This window comes from Mesorhizobium sp. P2_F5 (assembly GCF_056403715.1).
In genome coordinates, this window is the sequence record NZ_JBFUEY010000003.1 from 399240 (window position 1) to 423229 (window position 23990).

General features: G+C 61.2%; 24 protein-coding genes and 1 tRNA gene. 3 read left to right on the forward strand and 22 right to left on the reverse strand.

The features are described from left to right. Positions 1-92 precede the first annotated feature (92 nt). Positions 93-299 (forward strand): SlyX family protein, encoded by a 207-nt coding sequence (locus AC1DYO_RS05905; protein WP_477261473.1) that lies wholly within the window; start codon positions 93-95, stop codon positions 297-299. Between the two features lie 13 nt (positions 300-312). After that, positions 313-708 (forward strand): hypothetical protein, encoded by a 396-nt coding sequence (locus AC1DYO_RS05910; RefSeq protein WP_477261201.1) that lies wholly within the window; start codon positions 313-315, stop codon positions 706-708. On the opposite strand, the gene AC1DYO_RS05915 is transcribed toward AC1DYO_RS05910, so the two are convergent. The 4 genes from AC1DYO_RS05915 to AC1DYO_RS05930 all read right to left on the reverse strand — a co-directional run bounded on the left by AC1DYO_RS05915 (position 703) and on the right by AC1DYO_RS05930 (position 3656). Next, positions 703-1158 (reverse strand): GNAT family N-acetyltransferase, encoded by a 456-nt coding sequence (locus AC1DYO_RS05915; protein ID WP_477261203.1) that lies wholly within the window; start codon positions 1156-1158, stop codon positions 703-705. The genes AC1DYO_RS05910 and AC1DYO_RS05915 overlap by 6 nt on opposite strands. Positions 1159-1227: 69 nt before the next feature. Continuing rightward, a complete protein-coding gene (locus AC1DYO_RS05920; protein WP_477261205.1) occupies positions 1228-2217 on the reverse strand; it encodes a BMP family lipoprotein in 990 nt (329 codons plus the stop codon). Positions 2218-2467: 250 nt separating this feature from the next. Beyond that, complete coding sequence (locus tag AC1DYO_RS05925; RefSeq protein ID WP_477261207.1) at positions 2468-2791, reverse strand: hypothetical protein; 324 nt, start codon at positions 2789-2791, stop codon at positions 2468-2470. A gap of 115 nt (positions 2792-2906) precedes the next feature. Next, positions 2907-3656: a hypothetical protein gene (locus AC1DYO_RS05930; RefSeq protein ID WP_477261209.1), complete on the reverse strand. Its 750-nt coding sequence runs from the start codon at positions 3654-3656 to the stop codon at positions 2907-2909. Positions 3657-4017: 361 nt separating this feature from the next. Here AC1DYO_RS05930 and AC1DYO_RS05935 point away from each other — a divergent pair. Further along, positions 4018-4107: transfer RNA gene (locus tag AC1DYO_RS05935), tRNA-Ser, on the forward strand. A 162-nt stretch (positions 4108-4269) separates the two neighbouring features. On the opposite strand, the gene AC1DYO_RS05940 is transcribed toward AC1DYO_RS05935, so the two are convergent. The 18 genes from AC1DYO_RS05940 to AC1DYO_RS06025 all read right to left on the reverse strand — a co-directional run bounded on the left by AC1DYO_RS05940 (position 4270) and on the right by AC1DYO_RS06025 (position 23909). Next, positions 4270-6468: a xanthine dehydrogenase family protein molybdopterin-binding subunit gene (locus tag AC1DYO_RS05940; protein WP_477261211.1), complete on the reverse strand. Its 2199-nt coding sequence runs from the start codon at positions 6466-6468 to the stop codon at positions 4270-4272. A gap of 13 nt (positions 6469-6481) precedes the next feature. Further along, positions 6482-6937, reverse strand: coding sequence for a (2Fe-2S)-binding protein (locus AC1DYO_RS05945; protein ID WP_477261213.1), 456 nt, complete (start codon positions 6935-6937; stop codon positions 6482-6484). Between the two features lie 246 nt (positions 6938-7183). Next, positions 7184-7585 carry a hypothetical protein gene (locus tag AC1DYO_RS05950; protein WP_477261215.1) on the reverse strand — a complete coding sequence of 134 codons (402 nt, stop codon included), beginning with the start codon at positions 7583-7585 and terminating at the stop codon, positions 7184-7186. A 240-nt stretch (positions 7586-7825) separates the two neighbouring features. Then, entirely contained in the window at positions 7826-9112 is a 1287-nt protein-coding gene (locus AC1DYO_RS05955) for an HlyD family secretion protein (RefSeq protein WP_477261217.1), read from the reverse strand. 11 nt (positions 9113-9123) lie between these two features. Next, entirely contained in the window at positions 9124-9327 is a 204-nt protein-coding gene (locus AC1DYO_RS05960; protein ID WP_477261219.1) for a DUF1656 domain-containing protein, read from the reverse strand. Continuing rightward, on the reverse strand, positions 9324-11264 hold the full coding sequence (locus AC1DYO_RS05965; RefSeq protein WP_477261221.1) for an FUSC family protein: 1941 nt from the start codon (positions 11262-11264) through the stop codon (positions 9324-9326). Before AC1DYO_RS05965 ends, AC1DYO_RS05960 begins: the two co-directional genes overlap by 4 nt. Before the next feature lie 16 nt (positions 11265-11280). Next, a complete protein-coding gene (locus AC1DYO_RS05970) occupies positions 11281-11427 on the reverse strand; it encodes a hypothetical protein (protein ID WP_477261223.1) in 147 nt (48 codons plus the stop codon). A gap of 305 nt (positions 11428-11732) precedes the next feature. Then, positions 11733-12569 (reverse strand): alpha/beta fold hydrolase, encoded by an 837-nt coding sequence (locus tag AC1DYO_RS05975; RefSeq protein WP_477261475.1) that lies wholly within the window; start codon positions 12567-12569, stop codon positions 11733-11735. Between the two features lie 402 nt (positions 12570-12971). After that, complete coding sequence (locus AC1DYO_RS05980) at positions 12972-13439, reverse strand: MaoC family dehydratase (protein ID WP_477261225.1); 468 nt, start codon at positions 13437-13439, stop codon at positions 12972-12974. 17 nt (positions 13440-13456) lie between these two features. Further along, entirely contained in the window at positions 13457-15121 is a 1665-nt protein-coding gene (locus AC1DYO_RS05985; RefSeq protein ID WP_477261227.1) for a fatty acid--CoA ligase, read from the reverse strand. Further along, positions 15118-16122 (reverse strand): 3-hydroxyacyl-CoA dehydrogenase NAD-binding domain-containing protein, encoded by a 1005-nt coding sequence (locus AC1DYO_RS05990; RefSeq protein WP_477261229.1) that lies wholly within the window; start codon positions 16120-16122, stop codon positions 15118-15120. The genes AC1DYO_RS05985 and AC1DYO_RS05990 overlap by 4 nt, the downstream gene beginning before the upstream one ends. A 22-nt stretch (positions 16123-16144) precedes the next feature. Beyond that, positions 16145-17065, reverse strand: a complete 921-nt coding sequence (locus tag AC1DYO_RS05995; RefSeq protein ID WP_477261231.1) for an SMP-30/gluconolactonase/LRE family protein — start codon at positions 17063-17065, stop codon at positions 16145-16147. A 37-nt stretch (positions 17066-17102) separates the two neighbouring features. Next, on the reverse strand, positions 17103-17885 hold the full coding sequence (locus tag AC1DYO_RS06000; RefSeq protein ID WP_477261233.1) for an enoyl-CoA hydratase: 783 nt from the start codon (positions 17883-17885) through the stop codon (positions 17103-17105). A gap of 31 nt (positions 17886-17916) precedes the next feature. Then, complete coding sequence (locus AC1DYO_RS06005; protein ID WP_477261235.1) at positions 17917-19143, reverse strand: CaiB/BaiF CoA transferase family protein; 1227 nt, start codon at positions 19141-19143, stop codon at positions 17917-17919. A gap of 25 nt (positions 19144-19168) precedes the next feature. Beyond that, entirely contained in the window at positions 19169-20011 is an 843-nt protein-coding gene (locus tag AC1DYO_RS06010; RefSeq protein ID WP_477261237.1) for an enoyl-CoA hydratase-related protein, read from the reverse strand. Between the two features lie 62 nt (positions 20012-20073). Further along, positions 20074-21279: an acyl-CoA dehydrogenase family protein gene (locus tag AC1DYO_RS06015; protein WP_477261239.1), complete on the reverse strand. Its 1206-nt coding sequence runs from the start codon at positions 21277-21279 to the stop codon at positions 20074-20076. A gap of 152 nt (positions 21280-21431) precedes the next feature. After that, complete coding sequence (locus AC1DYO_RS06020) at positions 21432-22952, reverse strand: cyclic nucleotide-binding domain-containing protein (protein ID WP_477261241.1); 1521 nt, start codon at positions 22950-22952, stop codon at positions 21432-21434. Between the two features lie 339 nt (positions 22953-23291). Further along, positions 23292-23909, reverse strand: coding sequence for a response regulator transcription factor (locus tag AC1DYO_RS06025; protein ID WP_477261243.1), 618 nt, complete (start codon positions 23907-23909; stop codon positions 23292-23294). Positions 23910-23990 lie beyond the last annotated feature (81 nt).

Sequence of the window (23990 nt, forward strand, 5' to 3'; positions counted from 1 at the left end):
GCCCGGGACCTTCACATTCACTAATATACAAGGCTCAATAGTCGCATCATTCTGCGACTGCGTGCGCCAGGACCGAAGGATTTTTTTAAATGATCATGCCTGCCGACCGGCTGACGACGCTGGAAATCCGCGCCGCCGAGCAGGAAAAGACCATCGAGGAACTGTCGGGCCAGATCGCCGAGCAGTGGACGGTGATCGAACGCATGCAGCGCAAGCTCAATGCCCTGACCGAGCGCTTCATGGCGCTGGAGGAACAGTCGGCGCCCGATGTGCCGATAACCAAACCGCCGCACTGGTAGCAAGGAGAAGCTGATGGCCAGTGAGAGTGATCGCGTAGCGCGTGCCGGCGACTATGTGCTTGGTCTGATGAACGATCGCGACCGGGCGCGCGCCGAGCGCGACCTCGAGATCGACCCCGCCTTCCGCGACACGGTGATGCGGCTGGCCGAGCGCATGCATGTCTTCGATCGCACGGGCCGGCCGTCGGGCGGCAGCGATCGCTGGCAGCTGATCTCGCAACGCATTGCCGAAATGCCGCAGATGCGCGTGGTCGGCCACGACGAAGCTAAACCGACGCCAGTAATCAGCAGGCTGGAGCGCCGTCCCTATGGCGTCGGCGTGCATTCCCTCGGCGGCCGGCGCGGCTTCGCCATCGCCATTGCGCTGATCGTGGCGTTTGCGCTTGGCTATCTCGTGGGCACTTTATAGCGCGCGCGACATCAGAGCCATCGGTTCGCCATCCTGCGTGAAGGTCTGCACCTCCACCCAACCGAGCGCTTCGTAGAAGCGGCGCGCTTGCCAGGTGTAAAGGTAGAGCCTGCGTACACCAGCCGATGCCGCATGAGCTTCGACCGCTCTGACCAGCGCGGTGCCGATACCGCGCCCTCGATGGTCCTGGTCGACGATCAGCCCGGCAAGCCATGGCGTCAAATCATGCGCCGGATCGATCTCGTCGCGGACCAGCAGGCAACTGCCGATCGGCAGGCCCTGGTCTCGCGCAACGAATGCCGCCTCGAACCCATCGCCACCGAGCAATTCGCGAAGTCCGGCCGCGTCTTCTGCCAATGTTCGTCCGATGCCAGCGAAGAACGCGGCGAGCCGCGGCCTTGCGATCGGCTCGACGTCGCGCTCCGCCATCGCTTCGATTGTCGTCGACATCACGGCTACACCCCCAAAACAAAACCGCCGGGCTTTCACCCGGCGGTTCCAAACCTCAACGCTTGCCGATCAATACGGGCAGGCGTTGTCGGCGGTGTAGTCGTGCACCTGGATCGTTCCGGCGATGATGTCGGCCTTGGCCTTTTCGACGGCGGCTTTCATTTCGTCGGTCACCAGCGCCTTGTTGTTGTCGTCCATGGCGTAGTCGACGCCACCTTCCTTGAGGCCGAGATTTTGCAGGCCGCCTTTGAAGGTGCCGTTCTTGCCGTCCATGAAGGCGGTGTAGACGGCGACGTCGACGCGCTTCAGCATCGAGGTCAGCACCTTGCCGGGCTGCAGGCCGTTCTGGTTGGAATCGACGCCGATGCCGAGCTTGCCGGCATCCGCCGCCGCCTGCAGCACACCGACGCCGGTGCCACCGGCCGCGGCATAGACCACGTCGGAGCCCTGGTCGATCTGCGTCTTGGCGATCTCGCCGCCCTTGGCCGGATCGTTCCACGCCGCCGGCGTATCACCGGTCATGTTCTGGATGACGTCAGTCGCACCGGCCGCCTTGGCGCCGCCGACATAGCCGCATTCGAACTTGCGGATCAGCGGAATGTCCATGCCGCCAATGAAGGAGACCTTCTTGGACTTCGAGGCCATCGCCGCCATGATGCCGACGAGATAGGAGCCTTCGTTTTCCTTGAAGACAAGCGAGCGGACATTGGGCAGGTCGACGGCGTCGTCGATGATGGCGAAGTTGAGGTCGGGATATTCCTTCGCGACCACCTTCAGCGCGTCTTCCCAGGCAAAGCCGGCCATGACGATGGGGTTGCGGCCGTCTTCGGCGAAGCGGCGCAGCGCCTGCTCGCGCTGCGAAGCGTTGGACACTTCGAACTCGACATAAGCGGTGCCGGTCTCGGTCTTGAACTTTTCGGCGCCATGATAGGCAGCCTCGTTGAAGGATTTGTCGAATTTGCCGCCGAGATCGTAGAGGATGGCCGGCTGGACATCCGCGGCGAAAGCCGGAAGAACCATTGCGGTTGCGGCCAGGAGGCCGAGAACGATACGTTTCATGTGATCCACACCCTGTCGGTTATTTTTTTCCGTTACGCGCCGCCCGCCTGCCCGGTTCTCCGGCAGGCATGCGACATCAGCCAGGAGTGTACTCCCCTCCCGCTCCAGGCAATCTGGCACGGCCCGAAACAAAATTCACGCGGAATTTTGACCTTTTGGAAAAGCATGCCCCCGTTGGAAAAGCAGGCTTGGGCGGTGACAACCGTGGACGGTTGCCGCGTTGTCGTCGCCTGCCCGCCGGGACAGCCCGTCAGCCCGGGGCGAATTCTCCGCCGCGCCGCCGGCGCCGGTAGCCGATCGCGTAGAGGAGCAAGGCAGCAACCGAAAACACCGCAAAGCCTGGCTGGGCAAGCACCCAGGCGATGCCGCCATCCCATATCATCGGGCTCGCCTTGGCGCGCACGAAGGTCTCGAAGGCCGCGCGGGTGTCGGGCGAAACCGCGAGCCAGCTCGAATTGAGCGGCGTCAGGACCAGCGCGGAAGCCGCCACCGAGCGTGTCGCGTCGAGCACCGCCATGATGACGGCGACCGAAAGTGCGACCATGGCCGCGAGGCGAAACAGAAAACGCAACATCGAGATCTCCCGGTCCTCAAGCTCCTCCCGAGGACCTTCCGGCGTCAGGACAAGGAATAGAATGCGTACGCCCGGCGCGCAATCGGCATACGCAAATTTGAAGCCCCCCGTCCGCCTATATCGCCGCCTTTCGGCTGCGCCGATGGACAAGCCAGACACCGAGGATGCCGCCGCCGATGGCGCCGACCACCAGCCCGGCAAGGCCGATGAACACAGCAAAGTAGCCGCAGCCGCCCTCGAAACAGCTGATGTCGGTGACTTCGGCGATGCCAGCGCCGAGCGCGAAGCCGGCGACGGCGCCGATGACCGCCCCGAGGATGATGCCGACGAGCGCGGCGACGATCGAAACAAAGACCGACGGCGCTTGCGCTTCCGGCCTTGCATAGAAGGCCTTGGCCTCGTCGCGGCGGCGCAGCAGGTAAATGCAAAACAGGCCGATGGCGATTTCGGCGGCGGAGATGGCAAGCGCCCTGCCGGAAAAGATGAAGCCGGCCAAGGTCAGCGCAAGGACCTGCCGGGCCAGCACCCAGGCGATGATGGCGATCTGCCAGATGGTGAAATGGCGCGGAAAGCGCGCGGATCGGCTGAAGGCGAGGCCGAGCAGATAAAGCCCCCACACGATGGTGACGATGTCGAAGGCCAGCCCGGCAAGTAGGAAATTGAAGACGCTGTCAGGGATGCCAGAACTGCCGAACAGCCACTGCACCGAGACCAGTCCGTAGACCGACCACGCCATGACGAAGAGAAGCCAGACCACAGGCACGAAGGACAGCCCGCTGTCAGGACGCCCGGATGGCGTCAACTCGCTGCCTAGCACACCTCCGGTCGGCGTTCCGCTGCCGGGATTTTCGCCACTCAATGTCATGTCGGACGATGCCCCCCGCAAAGCCTCTGCTTCACTCGACAACTGGCCCGGGGCGAAGTCAAGCGCGGCCGGCCCCGCCGCCTTGCCTGTGCACACCATTCGGAACCGAAGCGCCCTTGAAGCGGAGGCATTGGCGGCCCGACGAAACGATGCATGGCCGGCAAAACGAATAGACTGCCGTTATGGCTTGGCATTCGGCGCCGGATCGACTAGATGAGCCCCGCGCCTGTTTGATTGACGGGCGCCGGGAAGGGCATCCGCTGGTTGGCGGCGCCCCTGACGCGGGTCTCCCCCGCACTTCCCAAAGGGATGCATCTCCCCAACCCGCGCGGCAAAACCGGCCGGCGCGAAATGCAAGGACGGAGAGGTGGCCGAGTGGTTGAAGGCGCACGCCTGGAAAGTGTGTTTACGGGAGACCGTAACGCGGGTTCGAATCCCGCTCTCTCCGCCAGCTATTCAATAAAACTGATAAAAACCAATTGGATAGAAAATTTGGGAGCGGAGACCCACCTTAAGGCCCGCCATTGTTTGTCCCCTTAGAAAAGCTCGGATGCGGGATTGGCTACAGTGGACCGCCCCGCGCTTGTTGAGATCAAATTTCCTGCCCCGCAGTTTATCCCGGGAGGCTAAGAGCACTGCTGTCAATCGGCATCTTGCGGATGCGTTTTCCGGTGGCAGCAAAGATTGCGTTGGCCACGGCTGGGACGATCGCCGAAGTTCCTGCCTCGCCCATCCCGCCTGGCGCTTCGGTACTGGGAATTATGTAGACCTCGACAGTGGGAGCTTCGTCGATACGAAGAATTTCATATGTATCGAAGTTGGACTGTTCCACTCTTCCGTTTTTGACTGTGATCTCGCCATGAAGCGCTGCGGTGATGCCGAACATTACAGCGCTCTGTATCTGTGCCTCGATGGTGTTGGGATTGACTGGTATTCCGCAGTCGACAGCGCATACTACTCGTCTAACGCGAACCTTGCCGTCCTTCGAGACTTCGACTTCGGCAATCTGTGCGAGATAGCTCCCAAATGCATACTGGACCGATGCCCCGCGACCGACACGCTCGGGTAGTTTCTCTCCCCAGCCGGCTTTTTCGGCAGCCAGCTGCAGCACGGCCTTCGCGCGAGGCGTTTTGTCGAGAATGGACAGCCGGTAAGCCACCGGATCCTGCTTGGCAACCGCGGCAAGCTCATCCATGAAGCTCTCGGTCACGAAGACATTATGGGAAGGTCCGACGCTGCGCCAAAAGGCGGTCGGAACGCCTGGCGGCTCCACCCGAACGTACTCGACATGCAAATTGGGCAGATCATAGACAAGATTGATCGCGCCTTCGGTGGTATCGGGATCGAGCCCGTCCTTGAACGCAGGAGGCGCCCATCTCGCGATCACTGAAGAACCCGCAAAACGGTTACTCCAGGCGATCGGCATTCCTGCCTTGTCGAGCCCGGCAGACAGACGGTCGAAGAACATTGGACGATACATGTCGTGTTGAATATCTTCCTCGCGTGTCCATACGATCTTGACCGGACCGTCGACATGTTTGGCAATCTCGACAGCTCGAGCGACACCATCAACTTCGAGCCTCCGACCGAACCCGCCTCCGATCAGGTGATTGTGGACGACAACTTGGTCTAACGACAGGCCTGCTGCCTTCGCGGCGACGGACTGAGTTCGTCCGAGGACCTGGCTGCCTACCCAGATTTCGCAGCCATCCTTGCGCAGGTGGACAGTGCAATTCATCGGCTCCATCGTTGCATGCGCGAGGAATGGCACGTGGTAGGTCGCTTCGACCTTGACAAGGGCGCTTGCCATCGCCGCATCGATGTCACCGACCGTTTCTGCAACAGCACCGGGATTTAGGGTCGCTTGCTCGAGCATATCGGCGATTGCCCCCGTAGTCAGGGCGGCGTTGGGTCCATCATCCCACTCGATCACCAGCGCATCGAGACCTTTTTTCGCGGCACCCATGTGATCCGCCACAACGGCGACAGCGTCCTCAAGCCTAACGATCTGTCGCACGCCCTTGACCGCCTTTGCCGCGGTGTCGTCCACGCTCTTCACGCGGCCGCCGAATACGGGCGACTGCGAAAGCGTCGCGATCTTCACGCCCGGTGGGCGGGCGTCGATGCCGTATACGGCAGTGCCGTTCACCTTGGACGGGAGATCGAGACGCTTGGCCGATGTGCCGATGAGCTTGAAATCGCCCCGCTGTTTCAGCGCAACGTTTTCTGGAACCGGCAATCGCGCCGCCTCCGCGGCGAGTTCGCCATAGCCGAGACGTCGCCCTGTCGCCGCATGGACCACCTCACCACGCTCGGCATGGCAAGTCGCGCGATCGACATTCCAGCGCGTTGCCGCCGCCGAGACAAGCATTTCACGCGCCGTCGCTCCGGCCTGGCGAAGCGGCTGCCAGGCTCCGCGGATCGCATTCGAGTTACCCGTCGCCTGCACACCAATCAGCGGGTTGGCATAGAGCTTCTCATTGGGCGGTGCATGCTCCAGGCTCACCTGGTTCAGATCGACCTCGAGCTCTTCGGCGATCAGCATCGGAATGGAGGTGTAGGTCCCCTGCCCCATCTCGACATAGGGCATCGTCAGCACGATCTTTCCGTCGCCACCGATGCTGATGAAGGCGTTGGGGGTGAACTTCCCGGCATCGGCCGCCGCTGTGGCGTTTGCCGCTGGGAGGGTGAGACTTAGAACCAGGCCTCCGCCTAAAGCCGTCGCAACTTGCAGAAAGCTGCGCCGCGAGATGCTATCTGCCCCGCCCTGTCGATTGTGGCACGAGTCTTGGGATCCACCGTGATTTATCATGACACCCCTCCGTTTAGCTTGCAGCAGCCTGCTTGATTGCATCGCGGATGCGGACATAGGTCCCGCAACGGCAGATGTTTCCTGACATCGTGTCGTTGATGTCGGCGTCCGTCGGGTGTGGATTGCTCGCGAGCAGCGCCGCCGCGGACATGATCTGGCCCGATTGGCAATAACCGCACTGTGGCACTTCGAGGTCGAGCCAAGCCTGCTGTACCTTGGCGCCCACCTTGGTCATGCCGATCGCCTCGATCGTCGTGATCGAAGATTCACCGATGCTGTCGATCGAGGTGATGCACGAGCGGACTGGCTCGCCGTCGACATGCACGGTGCAGGCACCGCAGAGTGCCATTCCGCATCCGAATTTCGTGCCTGTCATTCCGAGCACATCGCGCAACACCCAAAGGAGTGGCGTGTCACCATCAATATCGACGTCATGCGTCTCATCGTTGATTTTGATCGTGAATGGCATGGCTCCCTCCTTCACCGTATCCTCGCGAGAGTGATCGCTTGGGCGGAATGAAGGGTAGAGCGGGAGCACGCGCTGAATCGATTGGACGATGGTGTCGACGATACTTTGGTATCAGGCGCGAAATCTGGTCGCCGCGAACTGTCGCGATGTGCGGCCAATAGCGAAACGTAAGGTCGTATGATGCGGAATTCCGCTTCCCAAACCGGCCGACATCGCTGCGGAAGGCGCCGCAGGTGCACTGAAGTTTTAATTTGGATATTCCCAAAAATCGTCTGGAACAGAGGTTCCGATTGCAGCCCGCATGGCATCCCGAAAAAGTTTCGCTGCGGGCATTGGACGAAAAGCTACCGTGCGATCGACGATGAGCCCCTCGTCATTTTCTTCGATAATATCGAAGCTTTCCAGCTCGTGCCCCTGAATTGTTCCCTTCCACCTCAACAGGGTTCTTCGGTCGTCCAGTTTCCACTCACCCGTATAGGCACCGTCTCGTAGTGTGGTCGACGCCGCGAAGATCTTTGCAACCACCGAGCGACCTTCAGCGGTCCGTATCAACACCGGACTGTGAAAAACCACATCTGCAGCGAGAAGCTTTTCATAATCAGCTATGGTGGCGTGGCCTGACTCACGAAGTTTTCGAATTGCGTGCATGTGGACGATTCCTTCGATGGGCAATGACGCTGCCTGCTCGCGAGACCGGATCGCCTCGGCGGCTAGGAGAATGCAGCCGAGCGCACGCTGGGTCGATTGTCCGATGGTGTCGACGATACCTTGGTATTAGCGAAGTCAGTTTGACATGGCCGTTGGCAGGCGAACCGGACGTCGGAGTACCGGCCGTGCAAATAGCGTCTGCCGGTTCCCGAAATCGCACATAACCAGACGGCGATCAGGTCAATCTTGGCGAGGTGGCGCCTGTATGCTGGAAGCCAGGCCGGGATTGATTTGCTCCGGCTCAGGCGTCGCCTGTGCTTCCCATTCCGGGACCGATTGCGCCAGCTCACCGTCGGCCGTCACCGTTGGGATACAGTCGGGGCGGGCTGAGGGGCCGTCGAGCACGTTCGATAGACTCGCACGTGCGCTGGCGAGCCAGGTAGAATGATCGGCGGCTGAGTGGTCACGGACCGTGACGGTTGCCGTCATGCCGGAGACAAGGGGTACGCCGGGCGGCACTTCGTCTATCGCGATGCGGACCGGAACGCGTTGGGCCAGCCGCACCCAGGTATAGATCGGATCCACATTCGGTAGTCCCTGGGCGCCAGCGGCTGCGTTGGAAACGCTGAGGCCACGTGTGATAGTGCTGACGTGCCCGATGATCGGCGCCGAGTAGCCCATTAGCTTCGCTTCGACCTGGGCGCCGGTGCAGACGCGCGCCATCTTGGTCTCTTCGAAATATCCGTCGATCCAGAAACTGTCGGTATCGATTATCGAAACGTTGGCGACACCCTGGCGGGCATAGTCGCCGGCGCGCAGCAGCAGGTTCGTCACATATCCATTTACTGGGCTGCGGACCTCGGTGCGTTTCAGGTTCACTTCAGCCAGGGCAACCTGTGACTGCGCGGCTTCGAATGCGGCCTCAGCCTGGATCGCATTGCCGGCATAGACCTGCTGCTGTTCGGGGGTGGTCGCCAGGCTCGACAATTTCCCCTGTCGTTCGGATTGCCGCTGCTTTACCTGCACATCCGCCGCCCTTTGCTGCAGCGCAGCTTTGCTCGTCTGCAGGGCCACATCGAAATCGAACGGATCGAGCACATAAAGGACATCGCCCTTGCGCACGAACTGGTTGTCGGCAACGCGCAATTCCTTGATCCGGCCGGTAACCTCTGGAGCTACGCTTGCCACCTGAACACGGATACGCCCGTCGCGAGTCCATGGGGCGGTCAAATAGTGGTCCCAGGCGACGACGGAAATGAGCACGGCGACGAGCGCCAGCGCCAGCGTGGCCAGTCGCTTCGTTACTGCTGCCAGCGCCAGCCGGATGGCGCTCCCCTGCCGGGCCAACTTGCCTTCGAGAATGAGACTTGTCTGGGTGCCCTCCCGTGGGGCAGCCGGTACAACAAGATTGAGGTTCGCCGCCTGCAATGCCTCGTTGTCAATTTGCGTAAGCGTCAGCTCGGGAGGCTCCGTCTCCGGGGCCAGCGCCGCTTCCTGAACAAATTCTTCCTTGAGTTGCGCGTCCATGACAGTCTCCATCAAGCGAGAAGCACAAGGCCGCCAAGCACGGCCACATAAAGGCTGAGTTCGGCGATCGACACGTGGCTGAAGATGCTTGCAAAGCCGACGAGGTGCAGGATCGGCCGAAGCCCCAGAATGATGACGAGCGCGGCGACCGCGTAAGTGATGAATGGCGCGAAAAAGACCCCGCCGATCACAAGCTCATGAAAATCGTTCGTCATGACCTGGCTCCCTGAGCATGAATGGCGGCGACGGGCGCCTGTTCGACAATTGCACTCGCAACAACGAGCGCTGCACGCGCGGCGGCGGCATGATCGGTCTCGGCGTGGGCACGCAGACTATCGGCGGCTGCTCGCATTAGCTGCGGATCTCGCGCGGCCAAAGCTGCTCGCGCGTTTACGACCAGAGCCCCCACGGAGCTATCCGTCAGTCGGGCGAGCCGGGCTGCACCGCAGCGGATTGCCGCGGCCTGGTCGAAATATGCGAGCGCATGCTCGACGGACGTCCGGTACTCCGCCTCGTTCGGACCGGCCGAAGCGATCTGCCCGACCCGCACGGCATCTCTGAATGCCTCCTCCTCGGGCGCGTAGCGTCGATCGGGACGATCCAGCAGCCGCTGAAGATCATGCCATGCCGACGCGAGCAGCCAGCGCCGGCGCTGAGAGTTCGATACGGGAGGAATGAGATACTGAGTTGCGAGCAGCACGCTCATCGCCGCACAGGTGAACAGCGAGGTGAACAGGAATGACTGTGGATTGTAGGTTTGCGGATTGCTCGGGGCGAATATCGCCGAAATGAAAATCAGGTTCACCTTTCCAAGACCCGCCCAAACCGGGTTGGTCGAGGTCGCCATGAGCGCGGCTCCGATCAGGAATGGAGCCAGGCCAATCGCCAGCAGTGGAAAGTCGGAAACGCCGTTGAGGACAAAGAACTCCAGGATCCCGGTCAGCGCGACCGCGATCGGCGCGCCGAAAAAACCGAGCGTCGTGAAGGTTCGTGGCGCCGGTGTCGTCGCACCCAGTCCCATTGCGACTGCAACCAGAGAAAGCGATGAACTCGCGCTCGGCCAGCCGGCCAACACGAAAAACAGGGAAGCTGCCGCAACGCACGCTGCCGCCCGGACTCCATTTTCTATCGCAACCCGCTGTGACCGGTAGAGTGGCGCTCGCCACGACCGATGCGGGCGCACAACGGACTTCAACGCCATAAGATGAAGGCGAACCTCCGCGTCCCGCCGCGCGAGTTCGCCAAGCGCCCAGCGAAGTGACGTTTGATCGGCGTCGAGCGAGCCGGCATCGTGATCACGAGATGATATTTTCGAAAGCTCTTCCGAGCTCAAATCAAGCATCGAGGCCCAACGTTCGCGCAGTGCCGTATCCGCGGTTGCCGGAAGGGCGGCCAAGGCGCGTGCCGCCTGCAATTCCGCCACGAGCGTCACCATCGCGCTGCGGGCCGCGGCGCTTCTCACTGGACCGCTGCTCGATTCGGCTGCAAGGCTCGATATGTCCGGGCGGAGCGTAACGATCTCTCTGATCAGGGCTGCGACCGCCACCGTATCGGTGGCCTCGCCGCGAATGACCGCCTGCGCATAGCGTCGCACGCGCTGATGAAGAGCTGCGAGCTGCGCCCCAAGCTGCGTATGACGATCAGGAGCCAGCAGCAGATCGTTCACAAGGGTGATCGACAGCACCCCAACCGCAATGGCGGCACCGCGCTCCGTTGCTGCTTCAAAGAGATTTTGCGGGTTGTCGATCTGCTGAATGGCGATGAACGCGACTGTATATCCCGACAGCACCGCGGCATAGGCGCGGTAACCGTCGAGCAGGCCACATGCATAGATGCAAAGGCCCATCCACAGCGCGAAGGCCACCAGGAGCAGATCTCTCGTCTGCGACAGCGCGCCCACGATTGCAATCGAGGCAGCCACGCCCACGAGGGTAGCAATCAGGCGAAACCCGGCCTTCTCCAGCGCCTGCCCCCGCGTTGGTTCCGCCAATATCATGACGGTGAGCATGGCTGAGGCCGGCGCCTCAAGTTGAAGCCAGAAGCTCGCCAGCAGGGCAACGACCGAGGCCATCCAGATACGGATGGCGAAAGCCCACGACCTGAGAGGAAATCCCGCGATAGCGAAGGGCAATTGTGTCGTGGTTGTGCTCACAGCCGGGTCCATTTCCTCACTGGAGGATCACGCTTGCGGCGGAAACCAGGATCCACAATCCGAACAACGGAATGAGTATCCATCGCGCCTGGGTGACGCTGATGTCGTTCTTCGTCCTGATGATTGCAGCGACGCGTAAATTGCTAAGCCGGGGATCGCTCATGACACATCTCCTCAATTGGATGTGTTAGAGATCGACTGACGGCGGCCGCAAATCCATTGCACGATGGTGTCGGCAATACTTTTGGATTGGTCTGTCAGCCGGCGCTATGGGCTGCAGCCACCACGGCAGCGGTGGCCTCGCGGCGAATGACCGCCCGCGCATAGCTCAGCGCTGGTGAAGAGCTGCGCGCCAAGCTGCGGATGACGATCGGGAGCCAACAACAGGTCGTTCACGAGAGTGATCGACAGCACCCCAACTGCGACGGCAGCAACGCGCTCGATTGCTGCTTCAAAGCGGGCAGCGATTCAGGCGCGTATGAAGGCGAGCAGATCGGAATTGATTACGTCCGCATTCACCGTACACATGCCGTGCGAAAAGCCGGGATAGACCTTGAGCGTGCTATTCTTGAGCAGCTTGGCCTGGAGTAGTGATGCATCCTTGTACGGCACAACCTGGTCGTCGTCGCCTTGCAGGACAAGCGTCGGCACCGTGATCGCTTTCAGATCCTCCGTCTGGTCGGTCTCCGAGAAAGCCTTGATGCCTTCATAGTGGGCCCTCGCACCGCCCATCATGCCTTGGCGCCACCAGTTCTGGATGATGCCCTGCGATGTCTTCGCGCCCGGCCGGTTGAAACCGTAGAACGGTCCTGAGGCCAGATCGAGAAAGAACTGCGATCGGTTAGCGGCAAGTGCCGTTCGGAAACCGTCGAAGACTTCGATCGGTGTGCCGCCGGGATTGCTCTCGGTCTTGACCATGAGCGGTGGTACGGCGCTGACCAGGACGGCCTTGGCGACACGGCCCTGAGGCTGACCATACTTTGCAACGTAGCGCGCGACTTCGCCGCCGCCGGTCGAATGGCCGATATGGACGGCGTTCTTCAGATTGAGATGCTCGGCCACAGCCGAAGCATCTGCCGCGTAGTGGTCCATGTCATGACCATCGCTGGCTTGCGTCGAGCGGCCGTGCCCACGGCGGTCGTGGGCCACGACGCGGTAACCCTGGGCCAGGAAAAATAGCATCTGCGCGTCCCAGTCATCCGAGCTGAGAGGCCAGCCGTGATGAAACACGAGAGGCTGAGCGTCCTTCGGTCCCCAATCCTTGTAGAATATCTCTGTTCCGTCCTTGATTTTTACGAACGTCATGGCTTCGGCTCCTTGATTTCGAGGGGAGGAACTCACGGTAGACCTCGCGATGGCCGTGAAGGGGGGAATGGACAGCACCGAAGCGGCCGCTGCGCCCAGCGCCAGGGCGGTTCGCCTCGAGATGACCGCGTCGCCTTCCGACTTCATGCAGGCCTCCTTGTTGGAAAATGGGTTTGCGACGCGCGAGTTGGCAAGTCTGCGATCGTCCATGACACATATCCCTGATTGAATTTGTATTATCGTCTGAAGTAAGATGTAAGATCAATTGCACGATGGTATCGGAAATACTTTCAGACAAGTCAGCAAAACGTCGTCTAAGTGCAAACGTTGCCAACATCCAACGACCGGAAGCGGTTGGACTTAATCGCCCGGCCCGGGATGAGTCATGCCGGGATCTGGTGCTTAGCTTGCAACTCTGCGCGGGACGACGAGTCTTGCCATGAGTACTTGAACGACATCGGCGTTTTGATTGATCGTCCGACTGACGATGGTAGCAATGCCGCGATCTGGTTTTGACCGGGACGGCGCGATCTCGACGACTTCGCTCTCCACGTGCAGGACATCGCCGGGGCGTGTCGGCGCCGGCCAGTTTATCTCTCCCCCTGCCCCTATGATTCCTCCGGCCAGCGGCAGGCCGCCTTCGACATTCAGCCGCATGGTGATGGCGGCGGTGTGCCAGCCGCTTGCCGCCAACCCCTTGAACAGGGTGTCCGCGGCGGCATCCGCATCCATATGAAACGGCTGCGGATCAAATTGCGCGGCGAAAGCCTTGATCTGCGGTTCATCGATCGTATGACTGGCGCTGACAAAGCGCTGTCCGACGTAGAGATCGTCCAAATGGAGACGGCCTGCTGGGATCCGGTCACTCATGATGCAGTTCCTCCCTTTTATTCAACGACCGCCATGTTGCCATAGGTCGCTCTGAGCTGCTTCTTGTCGAACTTTCCGACGCTGGTCCGGGGAAGTGTGTCCACAAACAGTATCATGTCGGGAATGCCTACCTTCGAGATCACACCTGAATCGGCAAACGATTTCAGATGCGCCTTTATCCGCGTGTCGCTGAGTTCGCTGCCGGTCTTGGCATTCCTGATGACCAGAGCCAGGGGTCGCTCGCCCCATTTCTCGTCCTTGATGCCGATCACCACAGCTTCGGACACACCCTCGCACTGAGAAATGAGGTCCTCAATCTGCAGCGATGAGACCCATTCTCCGCCGGACTTGATGACGTCCTTGATCCGGTCGACGACACGGAGATAGCCGCCGGCGTCGATGACGCCGATGTCGCCGGTATGAAGATAGCCACCGGACCATAATTGCTCGGACGCTTGCGGATCGTCGGCGTAGCCCTGCGTGAGCCACGGTGCGCGCACCACGATTTCGCCGGTGGTTTTGCCGTCGCGCGCCACCTCATCCCGGTTCCTGTCGACCAGGCGCAGGTCGACAAGCGGTGCCGAGATGCCGGCCATGGTTCGGATATCCAGCTGTTTGTCCGCATCGGCGGTCAGGTCTTTGGTTCTGACCTGGGCAAGAGCAAGCAGCGGAGCAGTTTCGGACATGCCATAGCCGGCATAGACGTCAACGCCGAGCGAAAGCGCTTGCCTGGCAAGCGCCTTCGGCAGCTCCGAACCCCCGACTGCCATCTTCAATCCGGCAAGGTCGGTGTTTGCCGCCGTGGCGGCGCCGAGAAGCATTTGCAGGATCGTCGGCACGCCGTGCGTGACCGTAACGCCTTCAGTCTTGATCAGCTTGAGAAGTAAATGGGGATCGTACCGACCCGGATAGACTTGCTTGACCCCGCTGAGCGTCGCCATCCATGGCAATCCCCACGCGTGCGCATGAAACATCGGGGTCATCGGCATATAGACGTCGTCGCGGCAGAAGCGGCCCTGTTTCGTGGCAGTGCCCAGGAAGGCCATTTGAGCGAGCGTGTGGAGCACCAGCTGTCGATGGCTGAAATAGACGCCTTTTGGCTTGCCYGTCGTCCCTGATGTATAAAAGGTCGTGGCGAGGGTGTTTTCGTCGAAGTCCGGGAAGTCGTAATCGCCCGCGGCACCGGCCAGCAGGTGCTCATATTCGCCTGCAAAGGAGAGGCCGCCAGTCTGGGGCGCCGCCCGGTCGGACATCAGGATCAGCGTCTTCACCTTGGGCAGTTGCTGGATGATCCCTTCCAGGACCGGCACGAAATCATCGTTGACGAGAAGCACCGACGAGCCCGCATGATCGATCGTGTAGGCGATCTGCTCCGGCGACAGCCGCACATTCACGGTTTGCAGGACAGCCCCCATCATTGGAACCGCAAAATAGGCTTCCAGAAACCGATTGCTGTCCCAGTCGAGCACGCCGACAGTGTCGCCGGCTGCAACACCCAACCCGGCGAGGCTGGACGCGAGCCGCCCGATGCGTTCACGCAACTGGCGATACGTGAAGCGCCTCACGTCGCGATAGACGATCTCCTGATCCGGCGCCTGCACGAGCGGCGTATGCCACAGCTGCTTTATGAGCAGCGGATACTGATATGCGGAGTTGGCGCCTGCTATGAGCCTGCCCGTCATGGCGGCTTCCTCTGTAGTTTAGGAAAGCAAATTGCAGGAGCGGCCGCGATCGGTGATGCTCCCGCGGCGTTGGTCCGCAATTCGAGCAAGCCGAGCAGCAACTCGTCGCGTTCCGCCTCCAGCTCCGCGACTGTGCGCGATCCGATCTCGGCATGGACGCTGTCGATCAGCTTCTTCTGCACCTCCTTCGTCAGCACCGGCGCGCCGAGAGACTTCCACGAAGCGGTCATTGGGCCGGCGAACTGCTCGAAGAAGTGGTCGATGCCGCCCTGGCCACCGCCGAGATGGTTGAGCATCATGTTGCCCATGATGCCCCAGCGCAGACCTGGCCCATAGGACAGGGCCGTATCGACGTCGGCTGCGCTCAACACGCCTTCGGCAACAAGGTAATAGACCTCGCGCGCCAACGCACCCTGGAGACGGTTGGCGACGTGCCCCGGCAGTTCCTTGTTGATGCGCACGGTCTTCTTGCCGATCGAGGTGTAGAATGCTTCTGCGCGCCGGATCGTCTCTTCCGCGGTCTTTGCCCCGCCGACGATTTCGACCAGTGGCATCAGGTGCGGCGGATTGAACGGATGGCCGATGACGCAGCGCTCGGGATGTGCCGCAGCGCCCAACTGGATCTGACTCATCGGCAGTCCCGACGAGCTCGAGGCAATGATGACGTCTGGCGGTAGCAATTCGTCGAGTTGGCCGTAGAGTTTTTGCTTGAAATCGAGCCGCTCAGGCCCGTTCTCCTGCACGAGGTCGACGCCTTTTACTGCTTCTGCCAGATCGGCGGTAAAGGCGAGCCGCAGAGGCGAGGCGCCGGGAGCGAGCCCCAGCCTCTCTAGCGCTGGCCACGCAGCGTCGACAAACCGTCTCAAAGCGGCTTCAGCATTGGGTGCGACGTCGGTTGTGACGACGTCGAGACCTTTGGCCAAGAATAGCGCCGTCCAGCTCGCGCCGATAACGCCTGTTCCGATGACTGCGACCTGACGAATGGATTTGATGTCGGACATGGTTTGATCTCCTTGGGAATAGTCAGACGTAGGCAATGCCGCTGAGGTTGCCCTGGGCATAGCGAAGCGTCCGCCTCTCAGTGCCGTCGAGCCTGGCGGAATAGACCGATCCGCCAAGGTCGGTGATGAACATGCGGTCGCCGGCAACATCGAGGGCGATGCCGATGCCCTCCATCAGCCCAGCGAACAGGATCTCTGTCGCGCGACCGCGACCAGCCGGCGGCTCGATCGGCGCGCGATTGACCGTGTTGCCGAAGGGAGGATCGCCACGATCGGTCCAATAAAGGAAGCCGTTTTCGAGATCGAGTTCGAGGTCGATTGGCTCAGGCAGATCGTCGAACAGCACCTGGATGTCCGAGCGGTTAAATCCGTCCTCACCTTTCGGAAAATCCAGGCCTGCCCGGAAAATTCTGCCGAGGCCCGCATTATCCGGACCCTTTTGTGTCCAGTAGACGTGGCGCCGGATCGGGTCCACGGCAATGCCGACGGACCATCTTGTCGCGTCGCTTCGATCGTCTTCGCCCTGGCCGGTCTGAACCAGTGTCTCGACGTCGGTGCCGTCGAGGTTGGCACGCATCACCCGCATCCCCTCGCGGTCGGCCCAGTAGAGCTTGCCGCTGCGCTGCTCGAGTTGAAGCTGTTTTGGCGTATGGGTGATGCCGTTCGGTATGATGATTTGACGATTGCTTCCGTCGAGATCGGCACGCTCGATGGAGCCGTCATTGAGGTTGAGCGTCCCCATGTTGGTCCAGTAGATATGGCCGGCTTCAGCATCGACCACGATGCCGTCGGGAAACCGGCAGCCGGTGACGATGACGCTTTGGTCGGAGCCGTCCGAATTCATGGCGTGGATGCGGCCGCCACTGAGTTCCAGCACGAACAGCCGGCCCATGCGGGCCGCGCCCGAAATGGTCTTTGCCTTGGTAGCCTCTAATATGCTCATGACCTGTTCCCTTTCATGTCGCGGATGACGGCAACGCCTATTCGGCCGCCATCGCCGATGTCTTCGTGAAATTCGGTGGGCGCTTCTCAAGGAAGGCAGACAGCGCTTCCTTGGCTTCGGCTGAGCGCAGTCGCTCGCTGAACTCCTGTCCTTCCGCGTCGATGGCCGCCTTGATCTGGTCGATGAAACCCCGTTTGAGGAGCCGCTTGCTGGCCTGCAATGCGCCACCTGGTTTGGCTGCAAGCTTCTGTGCCGTCTCCATCGCCGTCGCGAACAAGCCATCGTCAGGCACCACGCGGGTCACCAGACCCAGCTCCGCTGCCCGCGCAGCGCTGAACCGCTCTCCCAGCAGGAACAGTTCCGCGGCGCGGAGATGCCCAATGCGCGCCGGCAGCGAGTAGCTCGATCCAAACTCCGGCGTCAGCGCCAGATTGATGAAGGGCAGTTGAAACCGCGCACCTTCGCCGGCGTAGACCACGTCACAATGGGTCAGCATCGTGGTTCCGCCGCCGACCGCCGCGCCTTGTACCGCCGCGACGATTGGCTTTTCGAACCCTACAAAGGCGCGCATCAGCTGCGTCTGCGGAGATTCCCCCGGCCCAGGCGGCGCTTTGAGGAACTCGCCTGCATCGTTGCCGGCGCAGAAGTCATCTCCTGCGCCATGCCAGAGGATGACACGGGTTTCTCCGTCCTCCGCGGCATCGATCAAGATGTTCGCCAACTGCGTGTACATGGCGCCGGTCATCGCATTCTTCTTCTCCGGGCGATTGAGCTCGACCCGCAGGATGCCGCCGGAACGTTCGGTGAGGATGTCAGTCATTGCTTGTCTCCGTACTGTCGTTTGCGATCCGCTATGCAGCGCGTTCCTGTGCCTTCGGCACGGCGCCGCTGGCCCGCAGGCTGTCGATGCCCTTGGCATCGAATCCGACCGCCCGCAGGATCTCCTCGGTATGTTCACCAAGACCGGGAGCACCCTTGGCAGGAACCTTGGTTACGCCGTGCACCTGAATTGGGCTGCTGATCGTCTCGGTGAGCTTGCTCCCCGCGCCTTCGAGTGGAACGACGATGTCGTTCAGCCGCAGCTGCGGATCCTGGATCACCTCTTGCGGGCCGCGAATGGCACCGAACGTGACGTGGACACCGTTGAAGACCTCGTACCAATGCGCCATTGGCTGCGCGCCAAAGACCTGGTCGAGGATAGCCGTCAGTTGCGGTCGGTTTGCCGCGAGCTTTGCGTGGTCGGAAAAGCGTGGGTCTGCGAGGAGGTCTTCCCGCCCGATCGCCTTTGCCACATCCGCGACTTTGTCGGGTGTAATGATCAGGGCGAACCAGGTTCCGTCGGAGGCTTTGTAGATGTTAAGCCCCGCATTGGCGGGGTTCTCGCGATCGTGCGGGGCGGCAAACTTGGCGCCGGCCAACGCGCCCTGGATCGAGACGCTTGCCGACCAGACGCCCTCGGCAAGCAGCGAGGTCGTAACGTAGGCGCCCTTGCCCGTGCGCTCACGCCGATAAAGCGCGGTAACGATCGCCGAATAAAGCCCCATGGCCGTGGCGTTGTCGCCGCTGCCGCCTACCGGCCAGGTTGGCGGCGCACCGGCATCGCGCGTCATCGACAGCAGCCCGCTGCGGGCCCAATAGGAGGTGATGTCGAAGCCGGGCAGGTTCGCGTCCGGCCCGTTTTCGCCGAAACCCGTTAGGTCGGCGTAGATCAGCCTCGGATTCCATTCCACGACATCGCTGTATTCAAGCTTGAGCTTGGCGCGGGCGTGGTGCGGCGTGTTGACGACGAAGACGTCGGCCCAGGTGACGAGCTTCTGCAGCACCAGCTGCGCGCTGGGCGATTTCAGATCGAGCGCGATGCTGCGCTTGTTGCGGTTGGCGAGATGCCATTGATAGGGATCCTCTGCCAGCGGCTGCGGTGCGACCTGGTGCCCGTGTCTCCAGGGGTCGCCTGTCGGCGGCTCGACCTTGATGACGTCGGCGCCGAAGTCCGACAGGATCACGGCGGCACTGGGACCGGCGACGAAGCTTGAGAAGTCCACCACCTTCAGCCCGGAAAAGATGTTGTCGGTCGTCATTTTCGTTCTCCTGAAATCTTGCGGTTCAGTGCCCGTGGAATTGGGGCGCACGTTTCTCGAGGAAGGCGGACGTGCCCTCCTTCTTGTCTTCTGTTCCGGCGCAAAGGCCGAAATAGGCGGCTTCGAGAGACAGGCCTTCGCTCTGGCTCGTGTCCATGCCCTTATGCGTGGCTTCGAGCGCATAGCGCACGGCTATCGGTCCGTTGGCGGCGATCTGGTGGAGGATCGCTTCCGCGCGCGCCAGCAGTTCGGCCGCCGGCACGATCTCGTTGACAAGGCCGATGCGATAAGCCTCCTCGGCGTCGATCAGGCCGCCGGTCAAAATGAGCTGAAGCGCGCGGCCCTTGCCGATCAGCCGCGGCAACCTTTGGGTACCGCCGCCGCCGGGAAGCAATCCCAGCTTCACTTCAGGCTGGCCGAATTTGGCCTGGGGGACGGCGATGCGGAGGGTGCAGGCCATTGCCGTCTCGCAGCCGCCGCCCAGCGCAAAGCCGTTGATTGCAGCAATGACTGGCTTGCCAAGATTTTCCACCAGATCGAGCACTGCCTGTCCAAGACGGCTCGATGCCTCCGCCTCGACCGCGCTTACATGCGCCAGTTCGCTGATGTCGGCGCCGGCGACAAACGCCTTGTCGCCGGAGCCGGTAAGAATGACGCCGCGCACCGCGGCATCGTCACGCGCGTCCTCGAACGCCGCGCGGAGATCCAGCCAGGTCGCCCGATTGAGCGCGTTCAGCACCTTCGGACGATTGATCGTCACATAGGCGATGGCGCCCCTCTTCTCGTAGAGGACGTTGGCGGCGTACATTTCGCTGACCGGCAAGCTCATGGCGTGCTCCAGGGTCTGTGCAACAGCGGGCGAGCTCATGGATCGTCTCCTGAGTTTCGAAGTGAATGATGGGATGTTTGACCGCTCCGGCAGTCAGCGCCTCAAACGAAGGCGCTGAAGCCGGTTGCGGCCTTGGCGACGATAAGGTTCTGCATCTGGAAGGTGCCCTCATAGGAGTAGAGCGCCTCGGCGTCTGCGAACAGGCGTCCGACATTGTTGTCGACGATGATGCCGTTGGCGCCATGCACCTCACGCGCCCAGGCGACCGTCTCGCGCATCCGCTGCGTCGTGAATGCCTTTGCGAGCGACGCATGCTGGTCGAGAAGCTTGCCCTCGCCGTGGAGTTCCTCGAGGCGAAACATCAGCGCCTGGCACGCCGTTACATTGGCGAGCATTTTGGCGATGAGATCCTGGATCATCTGGAACGAGGCGATCGGCTTGCCGAACTGAATGCGCTGCTGGGTGTATTTCACCGCGGCTTCGTAGGCGCCCATCTGCACACCGGTCGACATCCAGCCGACGCCGGACCGGGTCTCGCGCAGCACGTGGGCCGTATCGCGGAACGAATTGGCGTTCTGCAGGCGGTTGGCTTCCGGAACGCGGCAGTCCTTCATGGTGATAAGGCCGTTCTGGACCACCTTGAGCGCCATCTTGTTCTCGATCTTCTGCACGCTGAAACCGGGCGTTGCTTTGTTCTCGACGATGAACCCCTTGACCTGGTTATCGTCCAGGTCGCGCGCCCAGATAATTGACACGTCGCACCAGGGTGCGTTGCCAATCCACTTTTTTTCACCGTTGAGGATCCAGGTATCGCCTTCGCGTTTCGCGGTCGTGAGAAGTCCGCCGCCCGTCCCGGAGCCGACCAACGGCTCGGTCAGACCGAAGCAGCCGATAATCTCCAGCCGCGCCATGGGCGGCAGCCATTGCTGTCTCTGTTCCTCGGAACCCAGCAGAGCGATCGTCCCCATGGCAAGGCCGGTGTGAACGCCAAAGAAGGTCGTGAACGACGGGTCGACGCGCGACATCTCCATCGCCACCATGCCCTTCAGCTTCGAGCTGTAGTCGCCAACGTTAAGGCCGCCAATATTGAGTGCCTTCAGCGGTTCGATCAGCTCGAACGGGAAAGCATCTCTGACCCAGTAATCGTTGATGATCGGCGCGACCCTGGTCTCCATGAAATCGTGCACCTTGGTGAGGATTGCACGTTCCTCGGCACTCAACGTGTCCTCGATCTGATAGAAATCGGCGTTGGGCGCCGGCAGCGGCTTTGGCTCACGAGCCTGCTTCAAGGCAGTTGCAGAAGGCATATCGATCTCTCCATCGATGCACCGCCGCCACAGCAGTAAATCTTTGCCGGGAAAGTCGGTGCGTTGAATTATGAGCAATATGCAAAGATAATTCGCTCGAATAAATAGTACGATTGTATCGCCGATACTTTGGTATTGGGATCAGAATTCAATTAAAGATGGAACAGATGCCGGATACGGGCGGTCAGACGGGGATCTAATTTCGGCAGTACAGAGCCGCCACGCTCATCAAGCCTGGACTGCTCAGCAGCGGTCCGCTTGGACAGGAGCGAACCGAGCTCATCCGCAATGGTCGGCCGATCCCGCATGAGCGGCGCCAGCCCTTCCTGGGTGATCTCATAAACCACGACAGGGGTCAGCGCCGTGATGGAACCGGGTTCGCCCGCACCGGTCAGCAGACCGCCCTCTCCAAAGAAATCGCCCGGCGCCAGCCTGGCCAGTTCGGCCGTCTCGTCGGTGACACCCTCGCGCCGTCGCGTGACGACAGCTACGCCGCTGCGAAGGATCATAAGGCATTTCAACACGCTTCCCTGCTCAACGAATACGTCGCCTTTGCGGAAGGTGCGGCGTGTCATCGTCGAAGCAAGAGCTTCCTTTTCATCCTCGGTGAGATGTGCAAACAGCGGAACCGCGTCGAGCAGCCGCATCTGCGTCGCGCGAAGCCCGGCGGACAAAGCGCCCGAAGCCGATGCGGCAACGGCGACGCCGCCATCGGGAGGTTGGGCGAGAGCCAGCCCTGCGGCCTTCGCGTGGCGATACGTCAGGTCAAATATCTCGGTTTTTGCAACGCCCACCAGCGACACGTCGGCAACTCTGAAAATTACCTCCAGTTCGACTGCGTTCGCATCGAGCGAGGTTACGTGAACACTGGGCTCTGGGGTTCTCAAGATGGACGTGCTGCTGAGCAGGACGGAATGCATCAACTCGATCATGGCGGACGGTGCTGTCGTCGGCCGCAAACGTATCGTGAGTGTCACGCCGTGGCTGGGCTCGGGAGTGCTCAGATTTGTGAGTCGCGCTTTAGCGAGATCACTGTTGGGAACAATGACCAGATCATTAGCGCTGGTCAGCAGGTGCGTTGCGCGCCAATTGGTCTCGACAACCTTGCCTTCCATCGCGTTGCCGAGGACGAGCCAGTCCCCGATCCCGTAGGGCCTGGCCAGATTGAGCGCGATCCCAGAGAACACGTCGCTCAATGTGCTTTGCAAGGCCAGGCCAAGGATCACGGCGATGGCTCCGGAGGTGGCAATGAGGGTACCGACCGGAGCATTGAAGACGTAGGTGACAACTGACAGCGCTGCCCCGACGTAGATAACGCCGACAACGAGATCCTGCAGGAAACGACCTTCGCGAGCGCGTCCCTCGAAAATCACGAAGACGCGCACGAGGCTGATCAGCGACCAGGCTGCGCTGGTCCACCACGCGATCTTGGCGAGTCCTACGAAAAAGCGCAGCAGACCGGAGGCGTCCTGAGGCCCTGGCGCGTACGGAACGATGCCTTGGGATATCAGCAGGGCAGTGAGCGCGGCAAACAGAGCCAGTTGGCCGACCAGCTGGCGTTCGGATCGCTTGCGAAGCGCCAGCCGCGTAGACACCGTGCCTAGGGCAGCGAGCGTACCCGTCTGCACAATAGGGTCAGCGGCTAGCTGAGCGACGTCGCCATAACTCGGCATTGATCCCGGTTCCCTCGGCGGTTCCGCTCCTCCCGCCAGTCGGACCGTCATTCAGGCGGTGAAGCCATCAGGGTTCCGGTAGGATCGAGCCGAACGCGGGTGTCTGGTGCTCCTGTGTCCGAATTCATATTTATCTGAATGGTTGGGAGGTCTATTGCACGTTGGTATCAGCAATACTTTAGACTCGATTTTTTGCCCCTCCTTGGGTGCTATTGGTATCGTCGACAGGTTTGCCCTGTCGGTTGGTCACCTGATGCGAAGTAGTACCGGCTCCGGGCCGCAAGCGCCGAATTTGGTTGGTGTCGGTGTGGAAGAAACCGACCGTGGCCGGCGCAACCCCTAATGGCCTATGCGTAGCCTGCCGGCCATGTTGACGAGATCGGCGAATGACGCAGCCTGCATCTTCTCCATCACCCTGCCTCGGTGTGCCTTGACGGTGATCTCGCTGATGCCTAGCTCATACGCCACCTGCTTGTTCAGCAGTCCGGTAATGACTAGGGCCATCACTTCCTGCTCGCGGCGGCTGAGCAATGCGTGGCGGTCGCGCAGCACCTGCATCTCGATTTCGAGGGCAAGCGCTGCCCCACTCCGAACGAGGGCCTGTTCCAAGGCCGCCAGCATCGATTCTTCACTAAAGGGCTTGGTCAGGAACTCGACGGCACCCGCCTTCATTGCCTTTACCGTCATGGGCACGTCGCCGTAGCCGGTGACGAAGATGATAGGCATCTCCGTCCGTTCCACAGAAACCAGCTTCTGCAGATCCAGGCCGTTCAAATCGGGAAGGTTGACGTCGAGGATAAGGCAGTTCGGAACCAGCGCCCTCGGGCGGGACAGGAATTGCTGCGCCGACTCGAACATTTCGGGTTGCCAGCCTGCCGATCGTATCAGCAGTTCGAGCGATTCACGGACCGAAATGTCGTCGTCGACAACGAAGACGAGCGGGATTTCCTGCGGCATAGGAGTCAGCTCCCTAAGTCCACGGGTGCATTCGCCAAGTTCGTATGCACAGCTACTATTACCCCCCTTGCCACATGCCTT

Bases quoted from the DNA above. Each gene is read 5' to 3' on its own strand.
- AC1DYO_RS05910 (WP_477261201.1), top strand. From the start codon at position 313: ATGGCCAGTGAGAGTGATCGCGTAGCGCGTGCCGGCGACTATGTGCTT.
- AC1DYO_RS05915 (WP_477261203.1), bottom strand. From the start codon at position 1,158: ATGTCGACGACAATCGAAGCGATGGCGGAGCGCGACGTCGAGCCGATC.
- AC1DYO_RS05920 (WP_477261205.1), bottom strand. From the start codon at position 2,217: ATGAAACGTATCGTTCTCGGCCTCCTGGCCGCAACCGCAATGGTTCTT.
- AC1DYO_RS05925 (WP_477261207.1), bottom strand. From the start codon at position 2,791: ATGTTGCGTTTTCTGTTTCGCCTCGCGGCCATGGTCGCACTTTCGGTC.
- AC1DYO_RS05930 (WP_477261209.1), bottom strand. From the start codon at position 3,656: ATGACATTGAGTGGCGAAAATCCCGGCAGCGGAACGCCGACCGGAGGT.
- AC1DYO_RS05940 (WP_477261211.1), bottom strand. From the start codon at position 6,468: ATGATAAATCACGGTGGATCCCAAGACTCGTGCCACAATCGACAGGGC.
- AC1DYO_RS05945 (WP_477261213.1), bottom strand. From the start codon at position 6,937: ATGCCATTCACGATCAAAATCAACGATGAGACGCATGACGTCGATATT.
- AC1DYO_RS05950 (WP_477261215.1), bottom strand. From the start codon at position 7,585: ATGCACGCAATTCGAAAACTTCGTGAGTCAGGCCACGCCACCATAGCT.
- AC1DYO_RS05955 (WP_477261217.1), bottom strand. From the start codon at position 9,112: ATGGACGCGCAACTCAAGGAAGAATTTGTTCAGGAAGCGGCGCTGGCC.
- AC1DYO_RS05960 (WP_477261219.1), bottom strand. From the start codon at position 9,327: ATGACGAACGATTTTCATGAGCTTGTGATCGGCGGGGTCTTTTTCGCG.
- AC1DYO_RS05970 (WP_477261223.1), bottom strand. From the start codon at position 11,427: ATGAGCGATCCCCGGCTTAGCAATTTACGCGTCGCTGCAATCATCAGG.
- AC1DYO_RS05975 (WP_477261475.1), bottom strand. From the start codon at position 12,569: ATGACGTTCGTAAAAATCAAGGACGGAACAGAGATATTCTACAAGGAT.
- AC1DYO_RS05980 (WP_477261225.1), bottom strand. From the start codon at position 13,439: ATGAGTGACCGGATCCCAGCAGGCCGTCTCCATTTGGACGATCTCTAC.
- AC1DYO_RS05990 (WP_477261229.1), bottom strand. From the start codon at position 16,122: ATGTCCGACATCAAATCCATTCGTCAGGTCGCAGTCATCGGAACAGGC.
- AC1DYO_RS05995 (WP_477261231.1), bottom strand. From the start codon at position 17,065: ATGAGCATATTAGAGGCTACCAAGGCAAAGACCATTTCGGGCGCGGCC.
- AC1DYO_RS06000 (WP_477261233.1), bottom strand. From the start codon at position 17,885: ATGACTGACATCCTCACCGAACGTTCCGGCGGCATCCTGCGGGTCGAG.
- AC1DYO_RS06005 (WP_477261235.1), bottom strand. From the start codon at position 19,143: ATGACGACCGACAACATCTTTTCCGGGCTGAAGGTGGTGGACTTCTCA.
- AC1DYO_RS06010 (WP_477261237.1), bottom strand. From the start codon at position 20,011: ATGAGCTCGCCCGCTGTTGCACAGACCCTGGAGCACGCCATGAGCTTG.
- AC1DYO_RS06015 (WP_477261239.1), bottom strand. From the start codon at position 21,279: ATGCCTTCTGCAACTGCCTTGAAGCAGGCTCGTGAGCCAAAGCCGCTG.
- AC1DYO_RS06020 (WP_477261241.1), bottom strand. From the start codon at position 22,952: ATGCCGAGTTATGGCGACGTCGCTCAGCTAGCCGCTGACCCTATTGTG.
- AC1DYO_RS06025 (WP_477261243.1), bottom strand. From the start codon at position 23,909: ATGCCGCAGGAAATCCCGCTCGTCTTCGTTGTCGACGACGACATTTCG.